Annotated in this window: 20 protein-coding genes; 8 read left to right on the forward strand and 12 right to left on the reverse strand. The window is 38.5% G+C overall.

The window, feature by feature from the left end:
- Positions 1–2: 2 nt before the first annotated feature.
- Positions 3–653 (reverse strand): cytochrome c nitrite reductase small subunit, encoded by a 651-nt coding sequence (gene nrfH / locus QWY93_RS07230; RefSeq protein WP_290247507.1) that lies wholly within the window; start codon positions 651–653, stop codon positions 3–5.
- Positions 654–802: 149 nt separating this feature from the next.
- Positions 803–1,483: a peptidoglycan DD-metalloendopeptidase family protein gene (locus QWY93_RS07235; RefSeq protein ID WP_290247508.1), complete on the reverse strand. Its 681-nt coding sequence runs from the start codon at positions 1,481–1,483 to the stop codon at positions 803–805.
- Between the two features lie 58 nt (positions 1,484–1,541).
- Here QWY93_RS07235 and QWY93_RS07240 point away from each other — a divergent pair, with 58 nt between their 5' ends.
- Positions 1,542–2,495: a threonine ammonia-lyase gene (locus tag QWY93_RS07240; RefSeq protein WP_290247509.1), complete on the forward strand. Its 954-nt coding sequence runs from the start codon at positions 1,542–1,544 to the stop codon at positions 2,493–2,495.
- Positions 2,496–2,511: 16 nt separating this feature from the next.
- On the opposite strand, the gene QWY93_RS07245 is transcribed toward QWY93_RS07240, so the two are convergent.
- From QWY93_RS07245 to QWY93_RS07255, 3 genes are all read right to left on the reverse strand, one after another.
- On the reverse strand, positions 2,512–3,654 hold the full coding sequence (locus tag QWY93_RS07245; protein ID WP_290247510.1) for a cysteine desulfurase family protein: 1,143 nt from the start codon (positions 3,652–3,654) through the stop codon (positions 2,512–2,514).
- Between the two features lie 16 nt (positions 3,655–3,670).
- Positions 3,671–5,062 carry a phosphoglucosamine mutase gene (gene glmM, locus QWY93_RS07250; protein ID WP_290247511.1) on the reverse strand — a complete coding sequence of 464 codons (1,392 nt, stop codon included), beginning with the start codon at positions 5,060–5,062 and terminating at the stop codon, positions 3,671–3,673.
- 63 nt (positions 5,063–5,125) lie between these two features.
- The gene (locus QWY93_RS07255) at positions 5,126–5,356 is read right to left on the reverse strand and encodes a hypothetical protein (RefSeq protein WP_290247512.1); all 231 of its coding nucleotides are present in this window, start codon (positions 5,354–5,356) and stop codon (positions 5,126–5,128) included.
- Positions 5,357–5,430: 74 nt separating this feature from the next.
- On the opposite strand from QWY93_RS07255, the gene mazG reads away from it, so the two are divergent.
- Both mazG and QWY93_RS07265 read left to right on the forward strand, forming a co-directional pair.
- On the forward strand, positions 5,431–6,231 hold the full coding sequence (mazG, locus tag QWY93_RS07260) for a nucleoside triphosphate pyrophosphohydrolase (protein WP_290247513.1): 801 nt from the start codon (positions 5,431–5,433) through the stop codon (positions 6,229–6,231).
- A 113-nt stretch (positions 6,232–6,344) separates the two neighbouring features.
- Positions 6,345–8,132: a chloride channel protein gene (locus QWY93_RS07265; RefSeq protein ID WP_290247514.1), complete on the forward strand. Its 1,788-nt coding sequence runs from the start codon at positions 6,345–6,347 to the stop codon at positions 8,130–8,132.
- A gap of 406 nt (positions 8,133–8,538) precedes the next feature.
- Here the strand turns inward: QWY93_RS07265 and QWY93_RS07270 are convergent, their stop codons facing one another.
- Entirely contained in the window at positions 8,539–9,009 is a 471-nt protein-coding gene (locus tag QWY93_RS07270; protein WP_290248835.1) for a Fur family transcriptional regulator, read from the reverse strand.
- Positions 9,010–9,316: 307 nt separating this feature from the next.
- Between QWY93_RS07270 and QWY93_RS07275 the strand changes: the two genes are divergently transcribed.
- From QWY93_RS07275 to QWY93_RS07295, 5 genes are all read left to right on the forward strand, one after another.
- Positions 9,317–10,480: an aspartyl protease family protein gene (locus QWY93_RS07275; protein WP_290247515.1), complete on the forward strand. Its 1,164-nt coding sequence runs from the start codon at positions 9,317–9,319 to the stop codon at positions 10,478–10,480.
- A 112-nt stretch (positions 10,481–10,592) separates the two neighbouring features.
- Positions 10,593–13,952: a PAS domain-containing protein gene (locus QWY93_RS07280; protein WP_290247516.1), complete on the forward strand. Its 3,360-nt coding sequence runs from the start codon at positions 10,593–10,595 to the stop codon at positions 13,950–13,952.
- A gap of 82 nt (positions 13,953–14,034) precedes the next feature.
- Positions 14,035–14,625 (forward strand): LemA family protein, encoded by a 591-nt coding sequence (locus QWY93_RS07285; RefSeq protein ID WP_290247517.1) that lies wholly within the window; start codon positions 14,035–14,037, stop codon positions 14,623–14,625.
- Positions 14,626–14,679: 54 nt separating this feature from the next.
- The gene (locus QWY93_RS07290; protein ID WP_290247518.1) at positions 14,680–15,114 is read left to right on the forward strand and encodes a TPM domain-containing protein; all 435 of its coding nucleotides are present in this window, start codon (positions 14,680–14,682) and stop codon (positions 15,112–15,114) included.
- Positions 15,095–15,922: a TPM domain-containing protein gene (locus QWY93_RS07295; RefSeq protein WP_290247519.1), complete on the forward strand. Its 828-nt coding sequence runs from the start codon at positions 15,095–15,097 to the stop codon at positions 15,920–15,922. The genes QWY93_RS07290 and QWY93_RS07295 overlap by 20 nt, the downstream gene beginning before the upstream one ends.
- 249 nt (positions 15,923–16,171) lie before the next feature.
- Here QWY93_RS07295 and QWY93_RS07300 read toward each other — a convergent pair whose 3' ends face one another.
- The 6 genes from QWY93_RS07300 to QWY93_RS07325 form a co-directional block, all read right to left on the reverse strand.
- Positions 16,172–16,813 (reverse strand): hypothetical protein, encoded by a 642-nt coding sequence (locus tag QWY93_RS07300; RefSeq protein WP_290247520.1) that lies wholly within the window; start codon positions 16,811–16,813, stop codon positions 16,172–16,174.
- A gap of 152 nt (positions 16,814–16,965) precedes the next feature.
- Positions 16,966–17,271, reverse strand: a complete 306-nt coding sequence (locus QWY93_RS07305; protein WP_290247521.1) for a putative quinol monooxygenase — start codon at positions 17,269–17,271, stop codon at positions 16,966–16,968.
- Positions 17,272–17,418: 147 nt separating this feature from the next.
- Entirely contained in the window at positions 17,419–17,907 is a 489-nt protein-coding gene (locus tag QWY93_RS07310) for a DoxX family protein (RefSeq protein WP_290247522.1), read from the reverse strand.
- Between the two features lie 62 nt (positions 17,908–17,969).
- On the reverse strand, positions 17,970–18,536 hold the full coding sequence (locus QWY93_RS07315) for a Crp/Fnr family transcriptional regulator (protein WP_290247523.1): 567 nt from the start codon (positions 18,534–18,536) through the stop codon (positions 17,970–17,972).
- A 40-nt stretch (positions 18,537–18,576) separates the two neighbouring features.
- Positions 18,577–19,308 carry a 23S rRNA pseudouridine(2604) synthase RluF gene (gene rluF, locus QWY93_RS07320; protein ID WP_290247524.1) on the reverse strand — a complete coding sequence of 244 codons (732 nt, stop codon included), beginning with the start codon at positions 19,306–19,308 and terminating at the stop codon, positions 18,577–18,579.
- A 67-nt stretch (positions 19,309–19,375) separates the two neighbouring features.
- Positions 19,376–21,682 (reverse strand): FdhF/YdeP family oxidoreductase, encoded by a 2,307-nt coding sequence (locus QWY93_RS07325; protein ID WP_290247525.1) that lies wholly within the window; start codon positions 21,680–21,682, stop codon positions 19,376–19,378.
- Positions 21,683–21,820 lie beyond the last annotated feature (138 nt).

The following is a 21,820-nucleotide window of genomic DNA, read 5'->3' on the forward strand; positions in this document are numbered from 1 at the left end:
CCCTATTTGTTTGATTGCTGTTGGTCTTTATGTTTTTTCATGGAAGATTTTAACCAGGCTGGTATTACTTCCATTTCCTCTGATGTATATTCTTTAATAGGTTCAATCTGATAACCCACAGATGAAAGGCTTTTTATTTTACCATGGGGAACATCTCTATGACATTCCCAGCAAGTCCTGTCCGTACGGTTTTCACTATGATGTTCTACAAAACTCATCAACTTGGCATCAGTGACTTGGTCTTGGTGGCAGCGTATGCAATTACTTTGGATTACTGCTCTTGAAGGTTCCAAGGCCCTTATAACCTCCGGTTCTTGTCTTAATGTGAATATGGAGGCATGGTAAAGCCCATCTTTGGCCTTGAAAAAATATTTATTGAATACATTGTCATGTGGAACATGGCAGTCATTACAGTGGGCTACCTCCCGATGCGAGCTGTGGGTCCAGGTAATGTACTGGGGAGTCATTAGGTGGCAGTTTACGCATGCTTGTGGATCATCTGAAAGATAAGATGCGGCATTGCTTAACCTTAGAACATAAATTCCTAAGCCGAAAATGGCAGCTACTAGTACAATTGCAGGTTTTCTCCACTTGTGGGGAGGGATAAGGTTCCACCGGAATAATTTCCTTTTTGTAGTTTGCCAAAAACTCATACACTACTAATTAAAAAAAACATGAATCCATTATTACCCTTTAAAATATTGGGTGGCAATAGATTATTTCCTCAACAAATTAGGAAAATTTAATTAGGGATTAAAATGATAAAAGTCAGGGTTTATTGAATTATATTTTTGTGGGGGAATTAATTTTTTGGAAATATTAACCATGAAGGATCTGGGCAATTGTTTTTATATTTTTCAAGGTCACTTTCAGCACATACACCAAGGTAATCCCCTTCTTGCCCTTCCATATCTATCACCAATTGGAAATGAAGGTGAGGTGGCCAATTGCCATTTTCCTCATAGGCTCCAATATGTCCTATGATTTCCCCGGCCTTTGCTTTCTTTCCTTTTTCCAGCCCGGTAAGGTCTTTTTTCGACAAATGTCCAAAGAGACTATGGAAATAAATCCCTTCAATTTGATGTTTTAAAATGATTACTGGTCCGTAATTTCCCAATTCATCATGATCAAAAAAACTGTGAATTTCCCCATCCATGGGCACAAAAACAGGATGGCCTATATTGGCCCATATATCTACCCCCAAATGAATGTTTCGGTATTCTCCGGATGGAGTAGCAAACACAGGGCTTCTTTTGTAAAAGCTCCGATGTTCCAAATACCCTCCATAACCAAATTTTTTCCCATTTTTGTCCAATATCTCTGGCACATATTGACTAAAGCTAGCCATATCTGCCAAATTTAATTTTTCTAAATCATTATTGGATTCAGAAAAATCAAAGTATATTGTATTTTCTGGGGTCAACTTTTGCCCCATAATAGGGAAAAATGAGGCCTTTTTAAGTAAATGCTTAATTTTTTCCATCCCTAGTAATTTAAACAAAAAAATTTATTGTGAATTAATCGCCCTAATTATAAGGAAAATGGAGAATTATAGATTTCCCAAATTAATAGAAATCAAACAGGCTTATCAACGGATTATGGCCTATGTTCACCGTACCCCCATCATGACCTGCTCAACCATTGATAAAATGGCAGGTTGTGAAATATTTTTCAAATGTGAAAATTTACAAAAAGTGGGATCCTTTAAGGCTCGGGGTGCTACTAATGCTTTACTTAAACTTTCCCCAAGTCAAAGGGAAAAAGGCGTAGCCACCCATAGTAGTGGAAACCATGCTGCGGCCTTGGCCTTGGCTGCCAATCTTTGTGGTAATAAGGCCTACATCGTTATGCCTTCCAATTCCTCGCAAATAAAAAAAGATGCGGTAAAGGGTTATGGAGGTGAAATTATAGAATGCGAACCTGGGCAAAAATTCCGGGAGGCCAAATTGGAAGAGGTCCTTAGAAATACCGGGGCCAGCTATATTCCTCCTTATGATCATATGGATGTCATTGAAGGACAGGCCACCTGTGCCCTTGAGATGTGGGAAGAAAAGATTCCTTTTGATGCATTGATTACTCCTGTTGGGGGTGGAGGTTTATTTGCTGGTACCATTCTTACCACACATTACAAATCAAAAAAAACACCCGTTTATGCAGGGGAACCAAAAGGGGCTGATGATGCCTATCAGAGCTTTAAATCCAAAAAATATATTCCTTTAAAAAATCCCAAAACTATTGCTGATGGATTATTGACTTCTTTGGGTAAACGGAATTTTGAAATAATATTGGCACTTGGTGAGGATATTTTTACCGTTACGGACAAGGAAATTGTGGAAGCTATGCAATTGATTTTTGAACGGATGAAGTTGGTGGTGGAGCCAAGTAGCGCTGTAGCCCTTGCAGCCATATTGGCCAATAAGAAGGTTTTTGCAGGAAAGAAAGTAGGTTTGATCCTATCAGGAGGAAACATAGATTGGGAGCATTTACCATTTTAGCAAATAATGAAAATAATTAGGCCACAATGCCGTAAAGTTCCTTCAATTTTGCTACCGTGTAATCAATTTCTTCTATTGTATTGAAATGAGAAAACGAAAAACGAACTGCATCCCTTTTTGGGTCAGCTTCCAATGCCCTTAATACATGGGAGCCCACCAATGCCCCACTGCTGCAGGCAGATCCGCCTGAAACGGAAATTCCATTCAAATCCAAATTGAACAAAAGCATTCCTTCATTTTCTTCAGATGGAGGCAAGCTAACATTCAAAATGGTATAAAGGCTTTGGTCCATATCCCCCGAATAACCATTAAACTGAACCCCTGGGATAGCAGCTGTTACCAGTTCTATAAAACGCTTCTTCAGCATTTTGATATGGCTCCTACGGGATTCCATTTCTTCCTGGGCAAGTTCAAATGCTTTGGCAATTCCTACAATGCCATAAACATTTTCTGTTCCTCCCCGCATGCTTCTTTCCTGGGATCCACCTAAAATCAAGGGATGGATTTTCTTGTTTTTATTGACATATAAAATTCCTGACCCTTTAGGTCCATGGAACTTGTGCCCACCGGCTGCTACTGCGTCAACGGGTAAATTTTGGAGATCCAGGGAATAGTGTCCCATGGTTTGGACTGTATCCGAATGAAAAAATGCGCCAAATTCCTGGCAAAGCTTACCAATGGCATGCAGGTCACTAAGGTTTCCTATCTCATTATTGGCATGCATCAGGGATACCAAAGAGGAAGGGTTTTTTTCAAGTAGCTCCTTTAAATGTTCCAGGTTTAACTCCCCCTTTTTATCGAGATGAACATAACTCAATTGGATCAATCCTTTTTTTTCACAGGCTTCCAGAGTATGCAATACTGCGTGGTGTTCAATAGGGGAGGTAATAGCATGTTTTATGCCATAACTTTCTATTGCGCAAAGCAAAGCTGTATTATCCGCTTCGGTTCCCCCGGAGGTAAAGAATATTTCACCAGGGGAAGCGTTCAGCAGGTGAGCTATTTTTTTTCTGGATTTTTCAATAGCAGTGCGGACCTCTCGCCCATGCGAATGGACAGAGGAAGGATTGCCAAAGTGATTCCTCATATAAGGCAACATGGCTTCTAACACCCGCTCATCCAGAGGAGTAGTGGCTGCATTGTCTAAATAAACCTTCATTGGTACTTAGGGAATATTATTTTCTGGCTGATATCACTTCTTTGATATCGTAAATCAGTTTGTTGGCCAAGTGTTCTGCTGTAGCCAATGTTTCTGATTCAGAATATATCCGGATGATGGGTTCAGTATTTGATTTTCTTAAGTGAACCCATTCCTTTTCAAATTCAATTTTTACCCCATCAATATCATTAATAGGTTGTTTTTTATATTTCCTTTTTATTTCATCCAGGATAGCATCTACATTGATTTCCGGAGTAAGTTCTATTTTGTTTTTGGAAATATAATAATTGGGGTAACTCGCTCTCAAGCGGCTAATGGAATGGCCAAATTTGGCCAAATGGGTTAGGAACAAGCCAATGCCTACCAAAGCATCTCTTCCATAATGGGATTCGGGATAGATGACTCCTCCGTTGCCTTCCCCACCAATTACCGCTTGGGTGGCTTTCATTTTCTCAACCACATTTACCTCTCCAACTGCAGCTGCATTATAGCTTCCACTACGCTTTTCAGTTACATCTCTGAGAGCACGGGTAGAACTTAAGTTGGAGACAGTATTGCCCGGGTTATGGGAAAGGACATAATCAGCTACAGCTACCAAAGTGTATTCTTCTCCAAAGGGAGAACCATCTTCGGTCAAAAAGGCCAATCGGTCCACATCTGGATCCACCACAATGCCTAAATCAAATTTACCATTGTTGAGTTTTCCAGCAATATCCCTCAGATTTTCCGGAAGGGGTTCTGGGTTGTGAGGGAAATGTCCATTTGGAGTGCAGTACATTTCTTCTACCTGATCGACCCCTAATGCTTTCAATAGTTTTGGCAGGACAATTCCACCTGTAGAATTGACGCAATCGATCACCACCCTAAATCCACGGGAAGCAATTGCTTCTTTGTCCACAAGGGGAAGGTTGACCACATGTTCAATGTGGCGATCTATATAATCCTCTTTTAGTGTATACTTGCCTAGTTTTTTGACTTCAGCAAATGTAAAATCCTCCTTCTCTGCTTTTTCCAGGACCTCTTTTCCATCCTGGTCGGAGATAAACTCTCCTTTGCCATTTAATAATTTCAGGGCATTCCATTGAATGGGGTTATGGCTGGCCGTTAAAATGATTCCACCACCTGCTTTTTCCAAGGGAACAGCAAATTCTACCGTCGGGGTGGTACTCAATCCTAAATCTACCACATCGATTCCCAGTCCTTGGAGGGTTGCCGTTACCAATTTGGAAACCATGTCACCTGAAATCCGTGCATCCCGGCCCAACACAATCCTTGGATTGCCGGTTTTTTCAATTATCCAAGCTCCGTAAGCTGAAGCAAATTTTACAATATCCAAGGGGGTCAATGCCCCACCTACTTTACCTCCTATGGTACCTCTGATACCGGAAATAGATTTAATTAATGCCACTGGTTAAAGTGTTTAGTTGAAACAGAAAATTCCTAGGAAAAAACTAGGGATCAGGATGGATTATTATTTGAATTTTGCAAGTACTTTATTGACTTCTGAATCAGGATTGCCACAGTCCGAGCCTTCATCAACTTTTTTCCCACAATAACTGCAGGTTTCCCCATCTTTATTTAAATAGGGATTTTGAGAAGCGCAAGTTCCCTTAAACTTGCCATTTTTCAAAAATATCAGTCTTACAGACATCAAAATGAAAAACAATGCCACAAAACCTAAGGTCAATAATACAGTTGCCATATACAATTAATTTGCCCAAATTTACGTAATACTTTGAAAACGTCCACACAAATACAATAGTTTCACTAACTACCATGTCAACGACTTCTTTACGCAATTCCCAGTTAGAGGCTTTTGATCGATTATTGACCATAATGGATGAATTGAGGGAGCAATGTCCCTGGGATCGGAAGCAAACCTTAGACAGTCTTCGTCACCTTACAATTGAGGAAACCTTTGAATTATCCGATGCTATTTTGGATAATGATCTTGAGGAGATTAAAAAGGAATTGGGAGATATTCTCCTTCATATTGTTTTTTATTCAAAAATAGCCTCTGAAATTAATGCTTTTGAAATAGGGAACGTCATCCACAGTTTGTGTGACAAACTAGTCAGTCGTCATCCCCATATTTATGGAGATACCGAGGCAAATGATGAAGAGGCGGTAAAGCAAAACTGGGAAAAGATAAAGTTAAAAGAAAAAGGTAATCAAAGTGTCTTGGGAGGGGTTCCTCGATCTTTGCCTGCTTTAATCAAAGCCATGCGGATCCAGGAAAAAGCCCGGGGTGTAGGATTTGATTGGGAGGAAAAATCCCAGGTTTGGGAAAAAGTGGAAGAAGAAATGCAGGAATTCAAAGCTGAATTTGATGCTACCTCTGATAAAAAAGTGGATGCTGAGAAAGCCACAGGGGAATTTGGAGATTTACTTTTTTCCTTGATCAATTATGCCCGATTTGTGGATATCAATCCCGAAGACGCTTTGGAAAAGACCAATAGGAAATTTATCCAAAGGTTTCAATACCTTGAATCCGCTGCAAAAAAATCTGGCAAGAAAATTGGTGAAATGACTTTAGATGAAATGGATGTATTCTGGAATGAGGCTAAAAATCAATAAATTAAAGAATTATATGAGCTGCAATACTTTTTTGCAATAATAAATTTTTACTTTTGGGCCGTATCTTGAAGACATCGCCGAATACCCTTAAAGAATAACAATCACAATTCGCTTTGGCAAAAACAGACATCATCACACGGTTTTTAATCTGGCGGCTTAAACACATTAGTACCAAGAACTTTGTTTTAATCCTCAGTGGGATCATTGGCGTTTTATCTGGTCTGGCTGCTGTCATCCTGAAAGAATCCGTTCATATTATCCAAAATTGGTTGACAGAAGGATTTCACATTGAATACGCCAACTTCTTTTATATCATATATCCATTGATAGGGATTTCACTGGCTTATGGGGTGGGGAAATACTTGGTAAAAGATGTTGGGGGGCATGGCATCCCTGATATCCTTTATAATATATCCAAGAAGAATAGCCTTATTCCCCGGGTAAAAATGTACAGTCGGGTCATCACCTCCGGCCTTACGGTGGGTTTGGGCGGTTCCGTGGGATTGGAGGCACCAATCGTGGTGACCGGGGCCGCTATTGGTTCCAATTCGGGATCATTGATGCATTTGAATTCTAGAAAAAGGGCTTTGTTAATAGGTTGTGGAGCTGCTGGGGCTATTTCTGCCATCTTTGGTACCCCTATTGGTGCAGTGATTTTTGCCATAGAGGTGATTTTATTGGAAGTTAACCTAAGTTCCTTTATCCCCTTGTTGATTGCCTCGGTGACAGGCTCGTTGACTACGATGCTACTGATTGGCGAAGATATAATCTTCTCCTTTAATATCACTGAAAAATTCATTGCCGCCCATATGCCTTATTATTTGCTTTTGGGCATTATAACTGGATTGGTTTCCCTTTATTTTAACCGATCGGTGATGAAGACCGAAAGAATACTTGAGGGTTTCAAAAACCCATGGCTCAAACCACTATATGGAGGAGCCATTTTAGGGCTCATTATTTTCTTCTTTCCTCCCATTTATGGGGAAGGTTACGATATTTTGAATGCCCTAATTTCAGGTGAAACCCAAAATTTGCTGAACAGCAGTCCTTTTTTCTCTAAAATTGATAATCCCTATTTTATTTTGGTCTATTTGGCAATGATTATCATTGCCAAGCCCATAGCCGCTGCACTGACCATTGGCAGTGGAGGTAGTGGGGGGATTTTTGCTCCTTCCCTCTATGTGGGGGGTATTACTGGTTTTTTGTTTGCTTATAGCAACAACCTATTTGGACCCTATATTCCACTCCCATTAGCCCATTTTACATTGGTGGCCATGTGCGGGGTCATGAGTGGTGTGCAGCATGCCCCTCTTTCTGCGATATTCCTTATTGCTGAAGTAACAGGGGGATATGAACTTTTTGTCCCATTGATGCTTGTTTCTGCAATTTCGGTGGTAACAACCAGTTATTTTGATAAGAACTCTCTATATAAAAAGCAGTTGATTGAACAGGGTAAACATATCCCTGAGACCAAAGACGAGGAGGTACTGGGGCTTATCGATATCCGAAGAATCATGGAAAAGGATTTGCTTCCCATTAGGCCTACTGCCTATCTAAAAGATCTTTGTGGACTGGTGAAACTAAGTAAAAGGAATATTTTTCCCGTTGTTGATGAAGATGGGCAGTTAAATGGTATTATTACCCTTGACGATATCAGGGATATTATGTTTGACAGGAGTAGGCAGGAACAAACTCAAATCAGTGAATTGATGCATAGCCCGCCTGATACTATTAAGCCTTCGGAAAGTATGCGATCTGTAATGGAAAAATTTGAAAATACGGGGGCGTGGAATTTACCAGTAGTTGATAATGGCAGGTATATTGGGTTTATTTCCAAATCCAGGATTTTTAATGCCTACAGGAAAAGATTGGTACGACAACAACAGGAACAAGACCTTTAAAATTATCTTTGGTTTGCATACTTATCCACGGTCAATTTTCCGCTTGCAAAAGTGTGAAAATTAACCTACAGCAGTTTATCCACAAATTTCTACTTTAACAAAAACTTATAAATACTTGATATTTAGTGTTTTATAGGGTTAATTACTTTGTATGTGGATAAGTGTGGATAAATGTGGATAAAAATTAAATAAATGTATTTAGCACATTTTTAAGGCTTTAGGAACCTGTTTTTTATTGAAAATAATTAAATAAAAAAAAACAACAAATAATTTAAAATCCTGAAAACCTATGGGAACTTAGAATAAAATTCTGGCCTTAACTAACAAAGTTATATCAAAAAAATATTTTAATACAGAAGGTGGGATATTGTAACATACGGTATATACATACCAAAAATACAACAGATCATACTAGTTTAAGATTTTTGCAATTTGGAATTTGACAATCCCCATACAATACAAGGGAATGGCTGGTAATGGCAGATTCAAATTCCTTGCCCATGGCTTCCTTGATTAAATTAATCCTTTCATCCGAAAACTCCCTAATTTTTCGGCATTGGTTGCAAACATGGTGGTCATGATGTTTATAGGTTAAAGCCTGCTCATAGAGGGCAACTTTGTCTTTGAACTGATGTTTTACAGCCAATCCACATTCAACCAAAAGATCCAAAGTATTATATATGGTAGCCCTGCTTATTGAATAACCTTTATTGCGCATCAAGAGGAAAAGGCCTTCTACATCAATATGTTCGTCCTGGGGCAAGGCATATAATTCATCAATCACTGAAAAACGCTCAGGGGTTTTTCTGCTCCCATGCCTGAGCAAAAAGTTTTCAAATATTTTTTTTGCTTTCTCTATTATAGATTTTTCTGCCATAATCATTACTCTAAAGATTAAAGATGCAGGATTTTTTAGATTTATTCAAACAAGCCCAGTCCTCTAGGGATGGTTCTGCTCTTATTTGCTTTCATTCTAAATTATCCAGCTTTTATGGGGGGGTAATTCCGGAGAAAAAAGTGCTTTGCCGTTTACATAACCCTATATGAAAGACTCCAAATTATTTTTTATCTTATGACAGGAAAGCGATAATTAAATAAGCATGCAACCCAAATTTTACCCCATTCTTATTATTGTTTGCATGATATGCTTTGGCTCGGTTCATGCACAATTACCGGGCTTTTACATGAAAGAGGAAAAAAGAAAGGTCAAAATTCCTTTTTTTGATCATAATAATCTGGTAGTAGTGCCAGTTTCATTAAATAAAGGGGAACCTCTAAATTTTTTACTAGATACAGGAGTGAAATCTAATATTTTATTTAGTAAGGGCATTGGGGATGCTATGGGTTTGTTTTATACCCGCAAGTTGAATCTAATGGGCGCTGATGGCAAAACCGTATTAACTGCATTGGTATCTCCCAATAACCATTTTGATCTGGGCCCTGTAGAAGGGACTTTTCAGGCTATTTTGGTCCTTACTGAAGATTTTTTTGAATTGGATAAAGTGATTGGTGTCCCCATTCATGGTATCCTTGGTTATGAGTTTTTCAAATTCAATCCAGTAAAGATCGATTATGACAATCAGTTAATCTCCTTTTACCGGAAAGATGTATTTAAGTGTAAACCCTTTGGGTATAGGGAAATGAATCTAGATTTTGATAATTACAAACCCTATATCCAGAGCACCATTAAACAATACAATGGTCCTGATTTAGAGGCCAAATTGTTAATTGATACAGGGGCTAACCATGGCTTGCTATTAAATAGGGAAACTTCTGAAGACATTGTTTTACCCCCGGTAACCCTAGAAACACATTTGGGAAGGGCTTTAGGGGGAAATCTTTTTGGCCATGTGGGTCGGATAAGAAAATATTCCATGGGCAGATTAAGTTTTAAAAGGGTGATTACGTCATTTCCTGAAGAGACCGATTATTCTTCCATCATTATTGGTTCAGGAAGGAAAGGGAGCCTGGGTTCAGATGTGATATCCAGATTGCAGGTTATTTTTGACTATCCACGGGAAAGGTTATTTTTCAAGAAAGGGGGTAAATTTGGAACCCCATTTGTGTATGATATGAGTGGGATGGATGTGAAAATGGCCAGCCTCGAGGATCGGAAGTATTATATCAGTGAGGTACGTGAAAATAGCCCTGCGGAAAATTTAGGAATAAAACCAGGTGACGAAATTGTCAAAATCAATCAACTTCCCGCTGAATATTGGCAACTGCATGAAATCCTTGAATTATTGAAATCCGAAGAAGGAAAAGAAATCTTGCTTACCCTTAGAAGGAAAGAAGAGCAAGAATGGAAAATCATGGAAGTTTCCCTCACTTTGAAAAAACAGTTGTAAAGTTTATCTTATGCCTTGTTTTATTGATTGGTAATTTACCCTTATTTTGTTCTTTTAATAAGGGGATTAAATTATATTTGATCCTTAATTCCCTCAACTTTCTTATCTCATCATGGCAATAAATTCTGGAGCAATTCAACAAAATATACTCCTTACACTGAAAAGAAATTCCTTTTGCGATTTTGATTTATTGCACATATCACCTGCTTTTGAGAGATTGGGGAATGTTTTGGACAAGAAGAAAGATTGTCTAGAACATTTTGATAGCGTTTTCCCAACCCTTGAAAGGCCGGCATTGGAAACTTTGTTTCAATCGGCAAAAAGAGAAAAAGCCCTGGAAACTTTTTTATTTTCCGAACCCCATATTTTTCAAAAGGTCAATATATCTGGATATACCTTATCCGAAAACCCCGAACAAAACTGCCTTGTCAATTTATTAATTGCTCCGGTAGCTTTTAATCCAGAAATAAATTTACAATGGATCATTCACCCAGATGGGAAAACTGTTTATTTCAATAAGGAAGATATTGCTTCAGTAAGACCCAAAAACACTTCTGATCTTGCCAATTTCCTTGAATTAAAATTTCATTTTCTGAAAAAGGAATCCATTAGTTCCTTTTTGAAATCAAAAGGGACGGACCAGTTAGTGGTATATCCAGATCATATTATACTCAAAAAGGAAGAGCTTTATCAAGGGTATGAATTGATCAGCATATGCTATACCATTGATGAAAATGACCAAACAAATTATTTTAATGAAGATAAGGAACAGCTTATCCGCGCCAATTCAGGGGTGATTTATTATGAGCATGAAGTTGGGGATAAAAGGATCAATTGGTCAGGTGCCATCAAAGAAATACTAGGCTACTCCCTTGAAGAATTCAAGAGGGTATGTATTCTAGACTGGGGTGAATTTATACATCAGGAAGATTTACCATCCTTGTATACAGGATTTGAATCGGAATTTTTAGCAAAAAGTGTTTGTGAAGTAGTTTACCGTATGCGTCACAAGAACGGACAATATATTTATGTCCAGGATACGGCAAGAACTTTCTTCAATGAGAATACGGGCAAAAAAATGGTCATTGGAATGATCAAGGATATTTCCCAACTCAAGGAGATAGAGGAGGACCTCGCCGAAAACCAGTTCAAGTTAAATCAACTCACCGGAGTTGTACCTGGGGCGGTCTATATGCTGAAAACCAAGGATCTTGGCAGCCATCAATTTATTTTTCTCAGTGAGGGGATTTATCAACTTTTAGAGGTAGAACCGAAAGATTTTGGAAAGGATTATGAAAAGTTGATGGAAATGGTTCATCCCGAGGATTTGGGGAAATTGATTGAGGCGGATAAGAATGCGATAGAAACAGATTCCAAATTTGAGAATTATTTTAGAATCGTCTTACCTAATGGAAAAATCAAATGGCTTTATGGGGCTGCCAATCGACTGCATCAATATACCCAGGAAGGAATTTGGGCTGGGTTTATTGTTGATGTAACTTATACCAAGCAAAAGGAGGAGGAAGCCCAGTTAAATTTTCTAAGGTACAAATCCATTTATGACAATACCCCGCTTTCCATTTTGCACTTGGATACTGAGGGTAAAATTACCAGCGTTAACCAATCTTTTATCAAAAAATTCGGTATTACTAATGAAAGCATGATTTTGGGGAAAAATATCCTGGATTACCAGGATAAGCAACCCCTTTTCAATGCTTTCAAAGATGCTTTTAATACAGGGTCGGGTTTTTATGAAGGCCCCTATATTTCCGATTTTTCCAATAGCTTCTTTTATATAAAGTTGATGGTTGAAAAGACCGATCATGAAACAGGTTATCAAGCTACTTTGGAAGATATCACAGAGAAGGAATTTACCAATCAGGTTCTGAGCCGGGTAGCCGAAATATCAGCTCAATTTAATGAGGTGGATTTTTTTGAGGAGGTGGTCAAATTGCTTTCCATTAAACTTAATTTGGAGTTTTGTCTTATAGGAGAATTTGAGCCTAATACCGAATCTATCAAAACCATCGCAGTAGCGAAAGGGGGGAAAATCATTCCAAATTTCAAATATTCACTGGTTGGAACCCCATGCATGAAATCCATTGCTTCCAATGATGAAGTAACGATGATTTGTGAAAACGTGGCAGAGAAATATCCAGATGATCATTTTCTCATTGAGCACAAGATTCAATCTTATGGATCTATTGCCATAAAGGACAAATCTGGAAAGAAGATTGGGATATTAACCTTAATGGATACCCAACCTATCCAAAACCAAATTGGGGTAAGCAATATCATTACCATATTGGGAGACCGTACGGGAGCGGAATTGCAAAGGTTGAAGTACGAAAAAGAGCTTCGGGAATCTGAGCAACTTTATAGGAGCATTGCAGAAAACTTCCCCCAAGGAACTGTAGACGTTTTGGACAAAAATTTCAGATATATTTATACGGAAGGAAAGGAATATGAAAAAGAAAATATTAATCCTGCAGATTTAATTGGGGAAAACCATTTTTCTAAATTCTGTCCTAATACAGCGCAAAAAGCCAAATATTACCTTGATAAAGTTTTTAACAATCAAACGGTCACTTACGAGATTTCTTATGGGGGACAGCATTACCTGAAATTTGGAGTGCCTCTTCAAAATAATGCCGGGGAAATAGACCGGGTTTTACTTGTAACCCAAAATATTAGTGAAATAAAGGAAGCCGAATGTGAAAGAGAAAGGTTGATCCAAGACCTTAAATCCCATAATGAAGAGTTGCAGCGTTTTGCTTATATAGTATCCCATAACCTCAGGGCGCCTATTGTAAATATTACCGCCTTGTTGGAGATGCTTAATTATGAAAATCTTAATGACCCTGATAACCAAGAGGTTATTAAAAATCTCAAAGTTTCCACTTCCATACTCAATACGACCCTTAATGATTTGATCGAAGTGATTTCCATCCGGAAACAGAAAATTCCAAAAATTGAAACCATATCCTTTTCCCAATTGGTACACAATGTTGAAAAAAGCCTTTTCAAACAAATTTCAGATACCCAGGTAAAAATTAAAAAGGATTTTTCCCAGGTTAAAGAAATCAATTACGTATATGCGCATTTGGAAAACTTTTTGCTCAATTTTATGACCAATTCCATCAAATACCGCCATCCCGACAGGGTTCCTGAAATTCAAATTACCACTCGAATGCAGGATGACTACTGTGTGCTTTCTTTTTCTGACAATGGAATTGGAATTGATTTGGAAAGGTATAAGGACAGGTTATTCGGCCTATATCAAAGGTTCCATTCACATATTGAGGGCAAAGGCCTGGGGCTATATTTGGTAAGGGAACAACTCAGGGTCCACGATGGTAAAATAGAAATAGAAAGTGAAGTGAATGAGGGATCAACCTTTTGGGTATTTTTGAAAAATATGAAGCCTTCTCAGGATACTACAGCAAAACAAAATACTTTATTTGACAATTAAGCTAATCAAATTGAATTTTCCCCAACCCTTCTAACTCTTTTCCGTGATATTATCTAAATTCGAGCAACGTATTTAATAGATTATGAAAAAAGCAATTATTCCAATTCTGATTATTGCCGTTGTCGGCATTTTTGTGTACACCAAAGCGGTGGGTACTTACAACCAATTTGTTAAAACGGAAGAAAATATCAAAGGCCAATGGGCAGAAGTGGAAACCCAGTATCAAAGAAGATCAGACCTTATCCCAAATCTGGTCAATACAGTAAAGGGATATGCAGATTTTGAGCAGGAGACTTTGGAGGGTGTCATCAATGCAAGGGCCAAAGCTACATCTGTAAATATTGATGCCAATAATCTGAGTCCAGATAAAATAGCTCAATTCCAACAAGCTCAAGATCAATTGAGTGGCAGTCTAAGTCGCTTATTGGTGACTGTGGAGCGATATCCCAACCTAAAAGCCAATCAAAACTTCCTGGATCTCCAGGCCCAATTGGAAGGTACCGAAAACAGGATTTCAGTGGCCAGAAGGAAATTCAACCAATCCGTACAGGCTTATAATTCAAATTTGAGGACTTTCCCCAATAACCTCTTTGCAGACTGGTACGGATTTGACCAAAAAGGTTATTTTGAAGCCACAGAGGGTGCGGAAAATGCTCCTTCTGTGGAATTTTAAAAGAAATTATTTTTCCGCCAGCGCCTATAGCTGGCGGAACTAAATTCAACTATTATGGCTGAAAAACTATTTACTGACAAAGAAAAAAAATCCATTGTCGATGCCATTAAGGCAGCCGAAATGGAGACTTCTGGGGAAATCCAAGTTCATTTGGAAAGCCATTGTAAAGGAAATGTTTTGGACCGGGCAGCTGATGTTTTTGAGAAACTTAAGATGCACAAAACAAAACTGAGAAATGGGGTGCTCTTTTACCTGGCCGTGGAAGACCATAAATTTGCCATATTAGGGGACAAAGGCATCAATGCAGTTGTTCCCGAGGATTTTTGGGACTCCATTAAAGAAGAAATGATCAAAAACTTTAAAGAAAAAAAATTTGCACAAGGCCTCATCCGTGGCATAGAATTGTCCGGAAAAGAACTTAAGGAACATTTTCCTTATGATGAGGACAGTGATGAAAACGAACTCTCTGATGAAATATCTTTTGGATAATAATACCTTTAAACCGGTTTTCCTGCTTACTGCTTTACTTTTTTTATTTACACTTCCCATTTTGGCGCAAGGGGATTTCCCAGAAAAACCTTCACCACCCCGTCTAGTCAATGATTTTACCCAATCGCTTTCACAGGCAGAAAATCAAGCCCTTGAAAACAAACTCGAGGCTTATTATGATACTACCTCAACCCAGATAGCAGTGGTTTTGCTCCAATCTGTAGGCCAATATGATATTGGTGATTATGCCTTCCAGCTCGGGGAAAAATGGGGAATTGGGCAAGAAGGTAAAGACAATGGTTTATTGATCCTGGCCGCTATGAAGGACCATAAAGTTTTTATAGCTACTGGTTATGGAATGGAAGGAGCTGTCCCGGATGCAATCGCCAATCGGTTGGTGGACAATGTTATTGTCCCTGCCTTTAAAAGGGAGGCCTATTTTGAAGGTCTGAACCAAGCTACTGATATGGTGATAAAGTTGGCCGAAGGTGAGTACGATGCGGAAATGATCGAAAGTAAAGGAAATAATAGAGGTGCTCTAATCCTTTTTGGGATTTTTATTTTCATCTTTATTATTCTGCCATTTCTCAAAAACCGTAATGATAATAATAACCATATGGGAGGCCGCGGAGGTGGTGTGGACATGTTTACCTCCTTAATGCTGATGAATCTCCTTGGCGGAAGCAGTCGTGGGGGTGGCTTTGGTAACTTCTCCTCCGGAGGTGGAAACTTCGGCGGTGGGGGTGGAAGCTTTGGTGGCTTCGGTGGAGGTGGCTTCGGTGGTGGCGGAGCCGGAGGAAGCTGGTAGTAATCCACTTCCCGTTTTGTTTTGAGCCCCTTTCTTTAGATAAAAGAGCAAAGGGAAATTAAAAATGAGCTATTAAGAAATTCAAAGCAATTTCCTGATTATTTGGAGCTGGTCGGGATTTGAAATCCCGATCCCTCCCTAAAGGTGATTTGCAATCACCTTAAAAATGAATTCATTTGAATCTTTGTGCATAATACTGGGTATTTTGTACCCGTTTTTTGTCTTCAAACTAATGTCTTTTTATTGAAATCACCTCTTAGGTAATCCAAGCAAGTAAATAATGATACCTGGCCCTGATTTGACTTTTGCCATTTCCCAATTCATTTGATCACCATTTTTTAAATTCTTGATCAAATTTTCCATTTCTGAAAGGGAATAAGTGCGAAAAGATGAAACCAATCCATCCCACCATATGATCAAGGGGATAATTGGAAGCAAATAAGTAAACAACAATCTTTTCCATTTAAAGGGTCGAATGAATGGGGTGACAAGGAGAACGGTGATAGGGGAAATGAACATAGCAAATAAACTTTTTAGGCTTCTGTCCTGTCCTTCAAAAATGGCAATGGGGCATTGCTGATCAACAGCATTCTGTAATATTTTAGATGCATCTGACGGATTAAAATGGTGAAAAGTTAGAAAAAGAGTTCTTAATCCCTTTAAATTTTCCGGAACATCCCGGGCATCTACCGGATATGTAATGTAATTTATGTTTTCCTGCAGTTCATTTATTTTTTTAAAAGCCTTTTCATTTGGGAAATAGTCAGATAAGTTGATTTTTAGGTTCTCAATTTGGGATTTCAAAATTTGATTTAACCTGAACCAACCCCCACCAGAACCCGATCCCAGATCAATGATTTGAGGTTGGGGCAATTTAATTAGGCCTTTCATGATGATTGGCAAAATTGGCTCATACATGGGAGTGACATTTCCCAGAAAGCTTAAAAAATCCCTTTCATAGTCCCTCAAAAATCGAGGGAACCAATTTAAATCCTCCCATTCAAATAACTGTATCCTCTTCATTGGTTGAAAATGAAATGGTTTTATTTAGTTGTGTTGGCAATTATTTCATGATAAAATGTGGGTTGAGGATCCATTTCACATAAAGGGTAAAGTGCATCGACAAATTTTTTGCAGTGGGTGGATTGTCTATGGTACAATTGAGCCGCCTCATCTTTAAACGTCATAACATGGATAAATTTTGATGGATCATCCTTTTGTTGAAAGGATTTGTATAAAAGCGTTCCGGGCTCATTTTTTTGAATTTCCAATAGAAAATCACCAATAATGGAATGAACCTTTTCAAGAGATTGGGTTTTAACCTGGAAAGGAATGATAATATTTATCATATGGTTAAATTTTTAGGGTGAATTTTGCCTATATAATTTATCAAAAAATACGCATTAAAGTAAAAAATAGGTTTTTTATCTGCTTCACATATGGTTATAGTTACACCTTAAAAAAGAAAAAATAGCCTCTAACTAGGACAATAGTTTTTAATCCGTTTTAACAGGCAATTTCTTTTTATCAATTTCAGGCCGAAGGGAAAAAAAATAAACCCAGAAAATCAAAAGCAATTGAAAAGGAATTCTGAACCATAGATAAACAGTTCCAGGTCCATCATTTGCCCCAGATTGAAAATTTAAATTTTCCATTGCTGCATTGATATTGGCTGGTAGGATTAATATAAAAAAAAGGATTAAGAGCCAAGAGGTTGTTTTTCTCCAATTTTTCAAATGCAATCCTATTGCTGCAGCTAGTTCAAGAATGCCAGTCATCCAAATAATAGGAATTTTCATTGGGACAGGTTCAGGAATCATTTTAGCCATTCCTTCGGTGAACATAAAATGTCCCATGGAAGTAAATGCCAACATTCCAGAAATGGCAATTCTACCGGCTAAAGCCCAATTGACCCTTTTATTTCTGAGCCATTGAAAAAAAATTAACAGTAAAAATATGCTTAACAGGACAAAAAAGGGTTTCATAATTTTTCATTTTGTTTACCCCAAATTTCTAGTCAAATGGTAATTCATACAATGAACCTATGTTAAGAAATTTGTTTGCGAATCCGGCTCAATGCCTGGGGAGTAATCCCAATATAGCTTGCAATATATTTAAGGGGGATTTGACGGATTAAGGCGGGGCGGTCCTTAAACAAATTCAGGTATCTTTCTGTGGCTGACTCATTGAGCAATGACAGTTCCCTTTTGGATTTTTTCAGGAAAAGTCCTTCAGCCGCAAATCGGCCCAATACATTACCAATAGAGGTATTTGCGTACACTTCCTGCAAATCATAGTAAGTTAATTGCCAAAGAAGGGTTGGGGAAAGGGTTTCTATTTGGTAAATGCTGGGGCTTTGGGTCAAAAAAGAATCATATGCGCTCATAAATTCATTTTCAAAGCTAAATCCAAAGGTGCTCTCATTTTCCTCTCCAGGAATATAATAACGAACCATACCCGTTTCAATAAAAGAAAGGTGGTTTTCCACTTTTCCAAGGGGGAGGATTATTTGTTGGGATCCAAATTCCCTTTTTTTGAGTTTAGAGGAAAAGATTTTCCAATCCTCATCAGTAATTTGAACTTCCTTTTGGAAATATTCCCTGATTTTTTCCATTGATATGGCATATGGTTATCAAAAAAATGGATTTTATATTTCAATCATTATGGGTTTTGGAAGAACCAGCTACCAATCGATTAATTTCCTTCATTTCAGTTGGAGTAAGATACCTCCATTTCCCAACCGGAACATCCAATGGAATATTCATGATTCGGGTTCTTTTTAATTTGACCACCTCATAATCCAAATAGGCACACATCCTTCTGATTTGTCTGTTAAGCCCTTGGGTAAGGACTATTTTGAATTTGAATTTTCCGAGGGCTTCTACTTTGCACTTGCGGGTCTTCCTTCCCAAAATCGGAATGCCATTGGACATCCTATTGACAAAGCGTTGATTGATAGGTTTATTGACCGTTACAATATATTCCTTTTCATGGTTATTTCTGGCCCTCAAGATTTTGTTCACAATATCCCCGTCATTGGTGAGGAATATTAATCCTTCACTTGCTTTGTCCAATCGCCCAATAGGAAAAATCCTTTTTGGATGATTGATATAATCAATGATATTATCCTTTTCCCCTTTGGTATCTGTAGTACTAACGATTCCTACCGGCTTATTAAAAGCTAAATAAATAAATTCTTCTTTGGGCTTGGATACCAAATTTCCATCCACCCTAACTTCACTTTCTGGGTTGATTTTGGTTCCCTTTTCAGGGACTTTTCCATTAACGGTAATCCGTCCTTCTTCTAAAAGCGTATCCGCCATCCTACGGGAACAATATCCCACTTCACTCAAAAATTTATTTATTCTGACCAATTTTTCCTCCATAAAGCCACCGTCACTTTTCTTTTTCCAAAAATAAGGGATTAATCTTTAATTCGGTAAATCATGGGTTTTACCCTCGGTTCAATTTTCTCACCTTTACAATTATGGATTTGCTTATGGGTGTTTGGCTTTTGTCTGCAAAATGGTTTACCGGAACCAAAATATTAGTTTCAGGAAAATAGGCTGCCAGGTTACCTTGGGGGATTTTATAGGGAATTACTTTAAAATTTTGGGCCAATCTTTCCTGGCCCTCGTAGGAGGAAACCAAATCCACAATCTCCTGATTTTTCAGACCCCTATCATCCATATCATTTTGGTTCATAAAAACCACCCTTCTTTCATTAAAAATGCCCCGGTACCGATCATCCAAGCCATAAATGGTGGTGTTAAATTGATCATGGGAGCGAATGGTCATCAACAAAAGATCATCTTTTTCCATTTTATGTTCCGGAAGGCTGCAAATGGAAAAAGAGGCTTTTCCACCCGGTAATTTTGAAAAATCACCTTCGCGGGAATTGTTTGGAAGGTAAAATCCCAAATTTTCTGATCTTTTGGAATAATCTTCAAATCCATCCAGAACCTCTTCCATTTTTGCCCTGAGCAAATCATAATCAGATCCAAACTGATGCCAATTTATGGGGCTGTTATTTCCAAAAAAGGCTGAAGCTATTCCTGCGACAATTTCTGGTTCACTTAATAAATTTTTGCTTGCCGGTTCAAATTTCCCCTGCGAACGGTGTACTTTTCCCATACTGTTTTCCACCGTTACGTATCTTAACTGCCCATTTTCCTTATCCGCTTCAGACCTGGCTAAAGCAGGGAGAATAATGGCTGTTTTTCCCGTAACAAGGTGGCTTCGGTTCAATTTTGTGCTTATGGATACAGTGAGCTCACAGTTTTCTAAAGCTTGAGCCGTGTAAACTGTATCAGGGGAAGCAGATAAAAAATTTCCTCCCAAAGCGATAAATACTTTCGCTTTTTTTTCATGCATAGCCTGAATGGCTTTTACCGTATCTAGGCCTTCTTTTTCAGGTGGATCAAATCCAAAAACCTTTTTTAGGGATTGATTCAATGAGGGAGAAACATGGTGCATGATGCCTACGGTACGATCTCCCTGCACATTACTATGGCCTCTTACGGGACAAGTTCCTGCTCCTTTTTTACCAATGCTACCTTTTAGCAATAACAGATTGACACATTCTTTAACGTTTTCAACCCCATTTTTATGCTGGGTCAATCCCATGGCCCAACAAATGATAATTCTTGATTTATTGCTAAGCATTTGAACCGCTTCTTCTACCTTTTCCCCAGAAACTCCGCAGCACTCCAACAGGTCTCCAATATCATATTGATCCAAATCATCCATAAGCCCTTGAAAACCCGAAGTATAGTCTTGAATAAAATTTTCATCGAAAACAGCCTTCCCTTCCATGTGAAGCTTTTTCAGCCCTTTCATAATGGCTTTCAGGAGGGCTACATCCTGGTTGATTTTGACTTGGAGAAATAGGTCGGTCAATTTTGTGCCCGAACCTATCAAGCCATTCCATTCTTGTGGATTTTTGAATTTTAATAGTCCTGCTTCCTCCAATGGGTTGATAGTGATTATTTTACCACCTTGGTTTTTACATTTTTCCAATGCAGAAAGCATTCTGGGGTGATTGGTGCCGGGGTTTTGGCCAATAACAATGATAACCTCGGCCTCAGGAAAATCTTCTAAAGTCACAGACCCTTTGCCTATTCCTAAAGTTTCTTTAAGTCCAACCCCGCTTGATTCATGGCACATATTAGAACAGTCCGGCATATTATTGGTACCAAAAGCCCTGATGAACAGTCCATATAAAAAGGCCGCCTCATTACTTGACCTACCAGAGGTATAAAAAATGGCTTCATCTGGATGAGGTAATTGCTTCAGTTGCACTCCAATTTCATTAAAAGCCTCTTCCCAATGGATGGGTTCATAATGCACCTTTCCAGGGCGCAAAATAAAAGGTTGGGTCAACCTTCCACTTTTCCCAATTTCAAAATCCGTCCAATTTGAAAGCTCTTCTACGGAATATTGATCAAAAAAAGCTGCATCCACCTTTTTCGAGGTAGCTTCCTCTGCTAAAGCTTTTGCTCCGTTTTCGCAGTACTCTCCCAATTTTGATCTATGATCAGGATCCGGCCAGGCACAGCCAGGACAGTCAAAACCATCCTTTTGATTCATTTTAGAAAGTGTTTGGATAGACCGGATCAACCCCATTTCTTTTCGGGCATGATCCAAGGCTGCCCAAACACCGGGGATTCCTGCAGCATACTCTGAAGGGGAGCTTGTCTTTAATTGGCTGAATCCAATATTTCCGGTTAGGGAAATTTTGCGTTTAAAGGGAAGGCTCATAATTGGGTGTATATAAGGCTAGCCTAATTTATGGATTTTCCCGGAAAAATCGATTGATAAAATGGATCATGAGAAGTAATAAAAAACAACAAAACTTAAAGTCTTGGAAGCGAATGGGTCCAAGGCTGGAGACAATGG

It is taken from the genome of Echinicola jeungdonensis, from assembly GCF_030409905.1.
GTDB classification, from domain to species: domain Bacteria; phylum Bacteroidota; class Bacteroidia; order Cytophagales; family Cyclobacteriaceae; genus Echinicola; species Echinicola jeungdonensis.

What these genes read in the sequence shown, in the direction of transcription:
- QWY93_RS07300 (WP_290247520.1), bottom strand. Translation starts at nt 16,813, where the DNA reads ATGAAAGGCCTAATTAAATTGCCCCAACCTCAAATCATTGATCTGGGA.
- QWY93_RS07275 (WP_290247515.1), top strand. Translation starts at nt 9,317, where the DNA reads ATGAAAGAGGAAAAAAGAAAGGTCAAAATTCCTTTTTTTGATCATAAT.
- QWY93_RS07240 (WP_290247509.1), top strand. Translation starts at nt 1,542, where the DNA reads ATGGAGAATTATAGATTTCCCAAATTAATAGAAATCAAACAGGCTTAT.
- QWY93_RS07310 (WP_290247522.1), bottom strand. Translation starts at nt 17,907, where the DNA reads ATGAAACCCTTTTTTGTCCTGTTAAGCATATTTTTACTGTTAATTTTT.
- QWY93_RS07235 (WP_290247508.1), bottom strand. Translation starts at nt 1,483, where the DNA reads ATGGAAAAAATTAAGCATTTACTTAAAAAGGCCTCATTTTTCCCTATT.
- QWY93_RS07325 (WP_290247525.1), bottom strand. Translation starts at nt 21,682, where the DNA reads ATGAGCCTTCCCTTTAAACGCAAAATTTCCCTAACCGGAAATATTGGA.
- nrfH (WP_290247507.1), bottom strand. Translation starts at nt 653, where the DNA reads ATGAGTTTTTGGCAAACTACAAAAAGGAAATTATTCCGGTGGAACCTT.
- QWY93_RS07245 (WP_290247510.1), bottom strand. Translation starts at nt 3,654, where the DNA reads ATGAAGGTTTATTTAGACAATGCAGCCACTACTCCTCTGGATGAGCGG.
- QWY93_RS07295 (WP_290247519.1), top strand. Translation starts at nt 15,095, where the DNA reads ATGAAATATCTTTTGGATAATAATACCTTTAAACCGGTTTTCCTGCTT.
- QWY93_RS07285 (WP_290247517.1), top strand. Translation starts at nt 14,035, where the DNA reads ATGAAAAAAGCAATTATTCCAATTCTGATTATTGCCGTTGTCGGCATT.
- mazG (WP_290247513.1), top strand. Translation starts at nt 5,431, where the DNA reads ATGTCAACGACTTCTTTACGCAATTCCCAGTTAGAGGCTTTTGATCGA.
- rluF (WP_290247524.1), bottom strand. Translation starts at nt 19,308, where the DNA reads ATGGAGGAAAAATTGGTCAGAATAAATAAATTTTTGAGTGAAGTGGGA.
- QWY93_RS07315 (WP_290247523.1), bottom strand. Translation starts at nt 18,536, where the DNA reads ATGGAAAAAATCAGGGAATATTTCCAAAAGGAAGTTCAAATTACTGAT.
- QWY93_RS07280 (WP_290247516.1), top strand. Translation starts at nt 10,593, where the DNA reads ATGGCAATAAATTCTGGAGCAATTCAACAAAATATACTCCTTACACTG.
- QWY93_RS07305 (WP_290247521.1), bottom strand. Translation starts at nt 17,271, where the DNA reads ATGATAAATATTATCATTCCTTTCCAGGTTAAAACCCAATCTCTTGAA.
- QWY93_RS07255 (WP_290247512.1), bottom strand. Translation starts at nt 5,356, where the DNA reads ATGGCAACTGTATTATTGACCTTAGGTTTTGTGGCATTGTTTTTCATT.
- QWY93_RS07290 (WP_290247518.1), top strand. Translation starts at nt 14,680, where the DNA reads ATGGCTGAAAAACTATTTACTGACAAAGAAAAAAAATCCATTGTCGAT.
- QWY93_RS07270 (WP_290248835.1), bottom strand. Translation starts at nt 9,009, where the DNA reads ATGGCAGAAAAATCTATAATAGAGAAAGCAAAAAAAATATTTGAAAAC.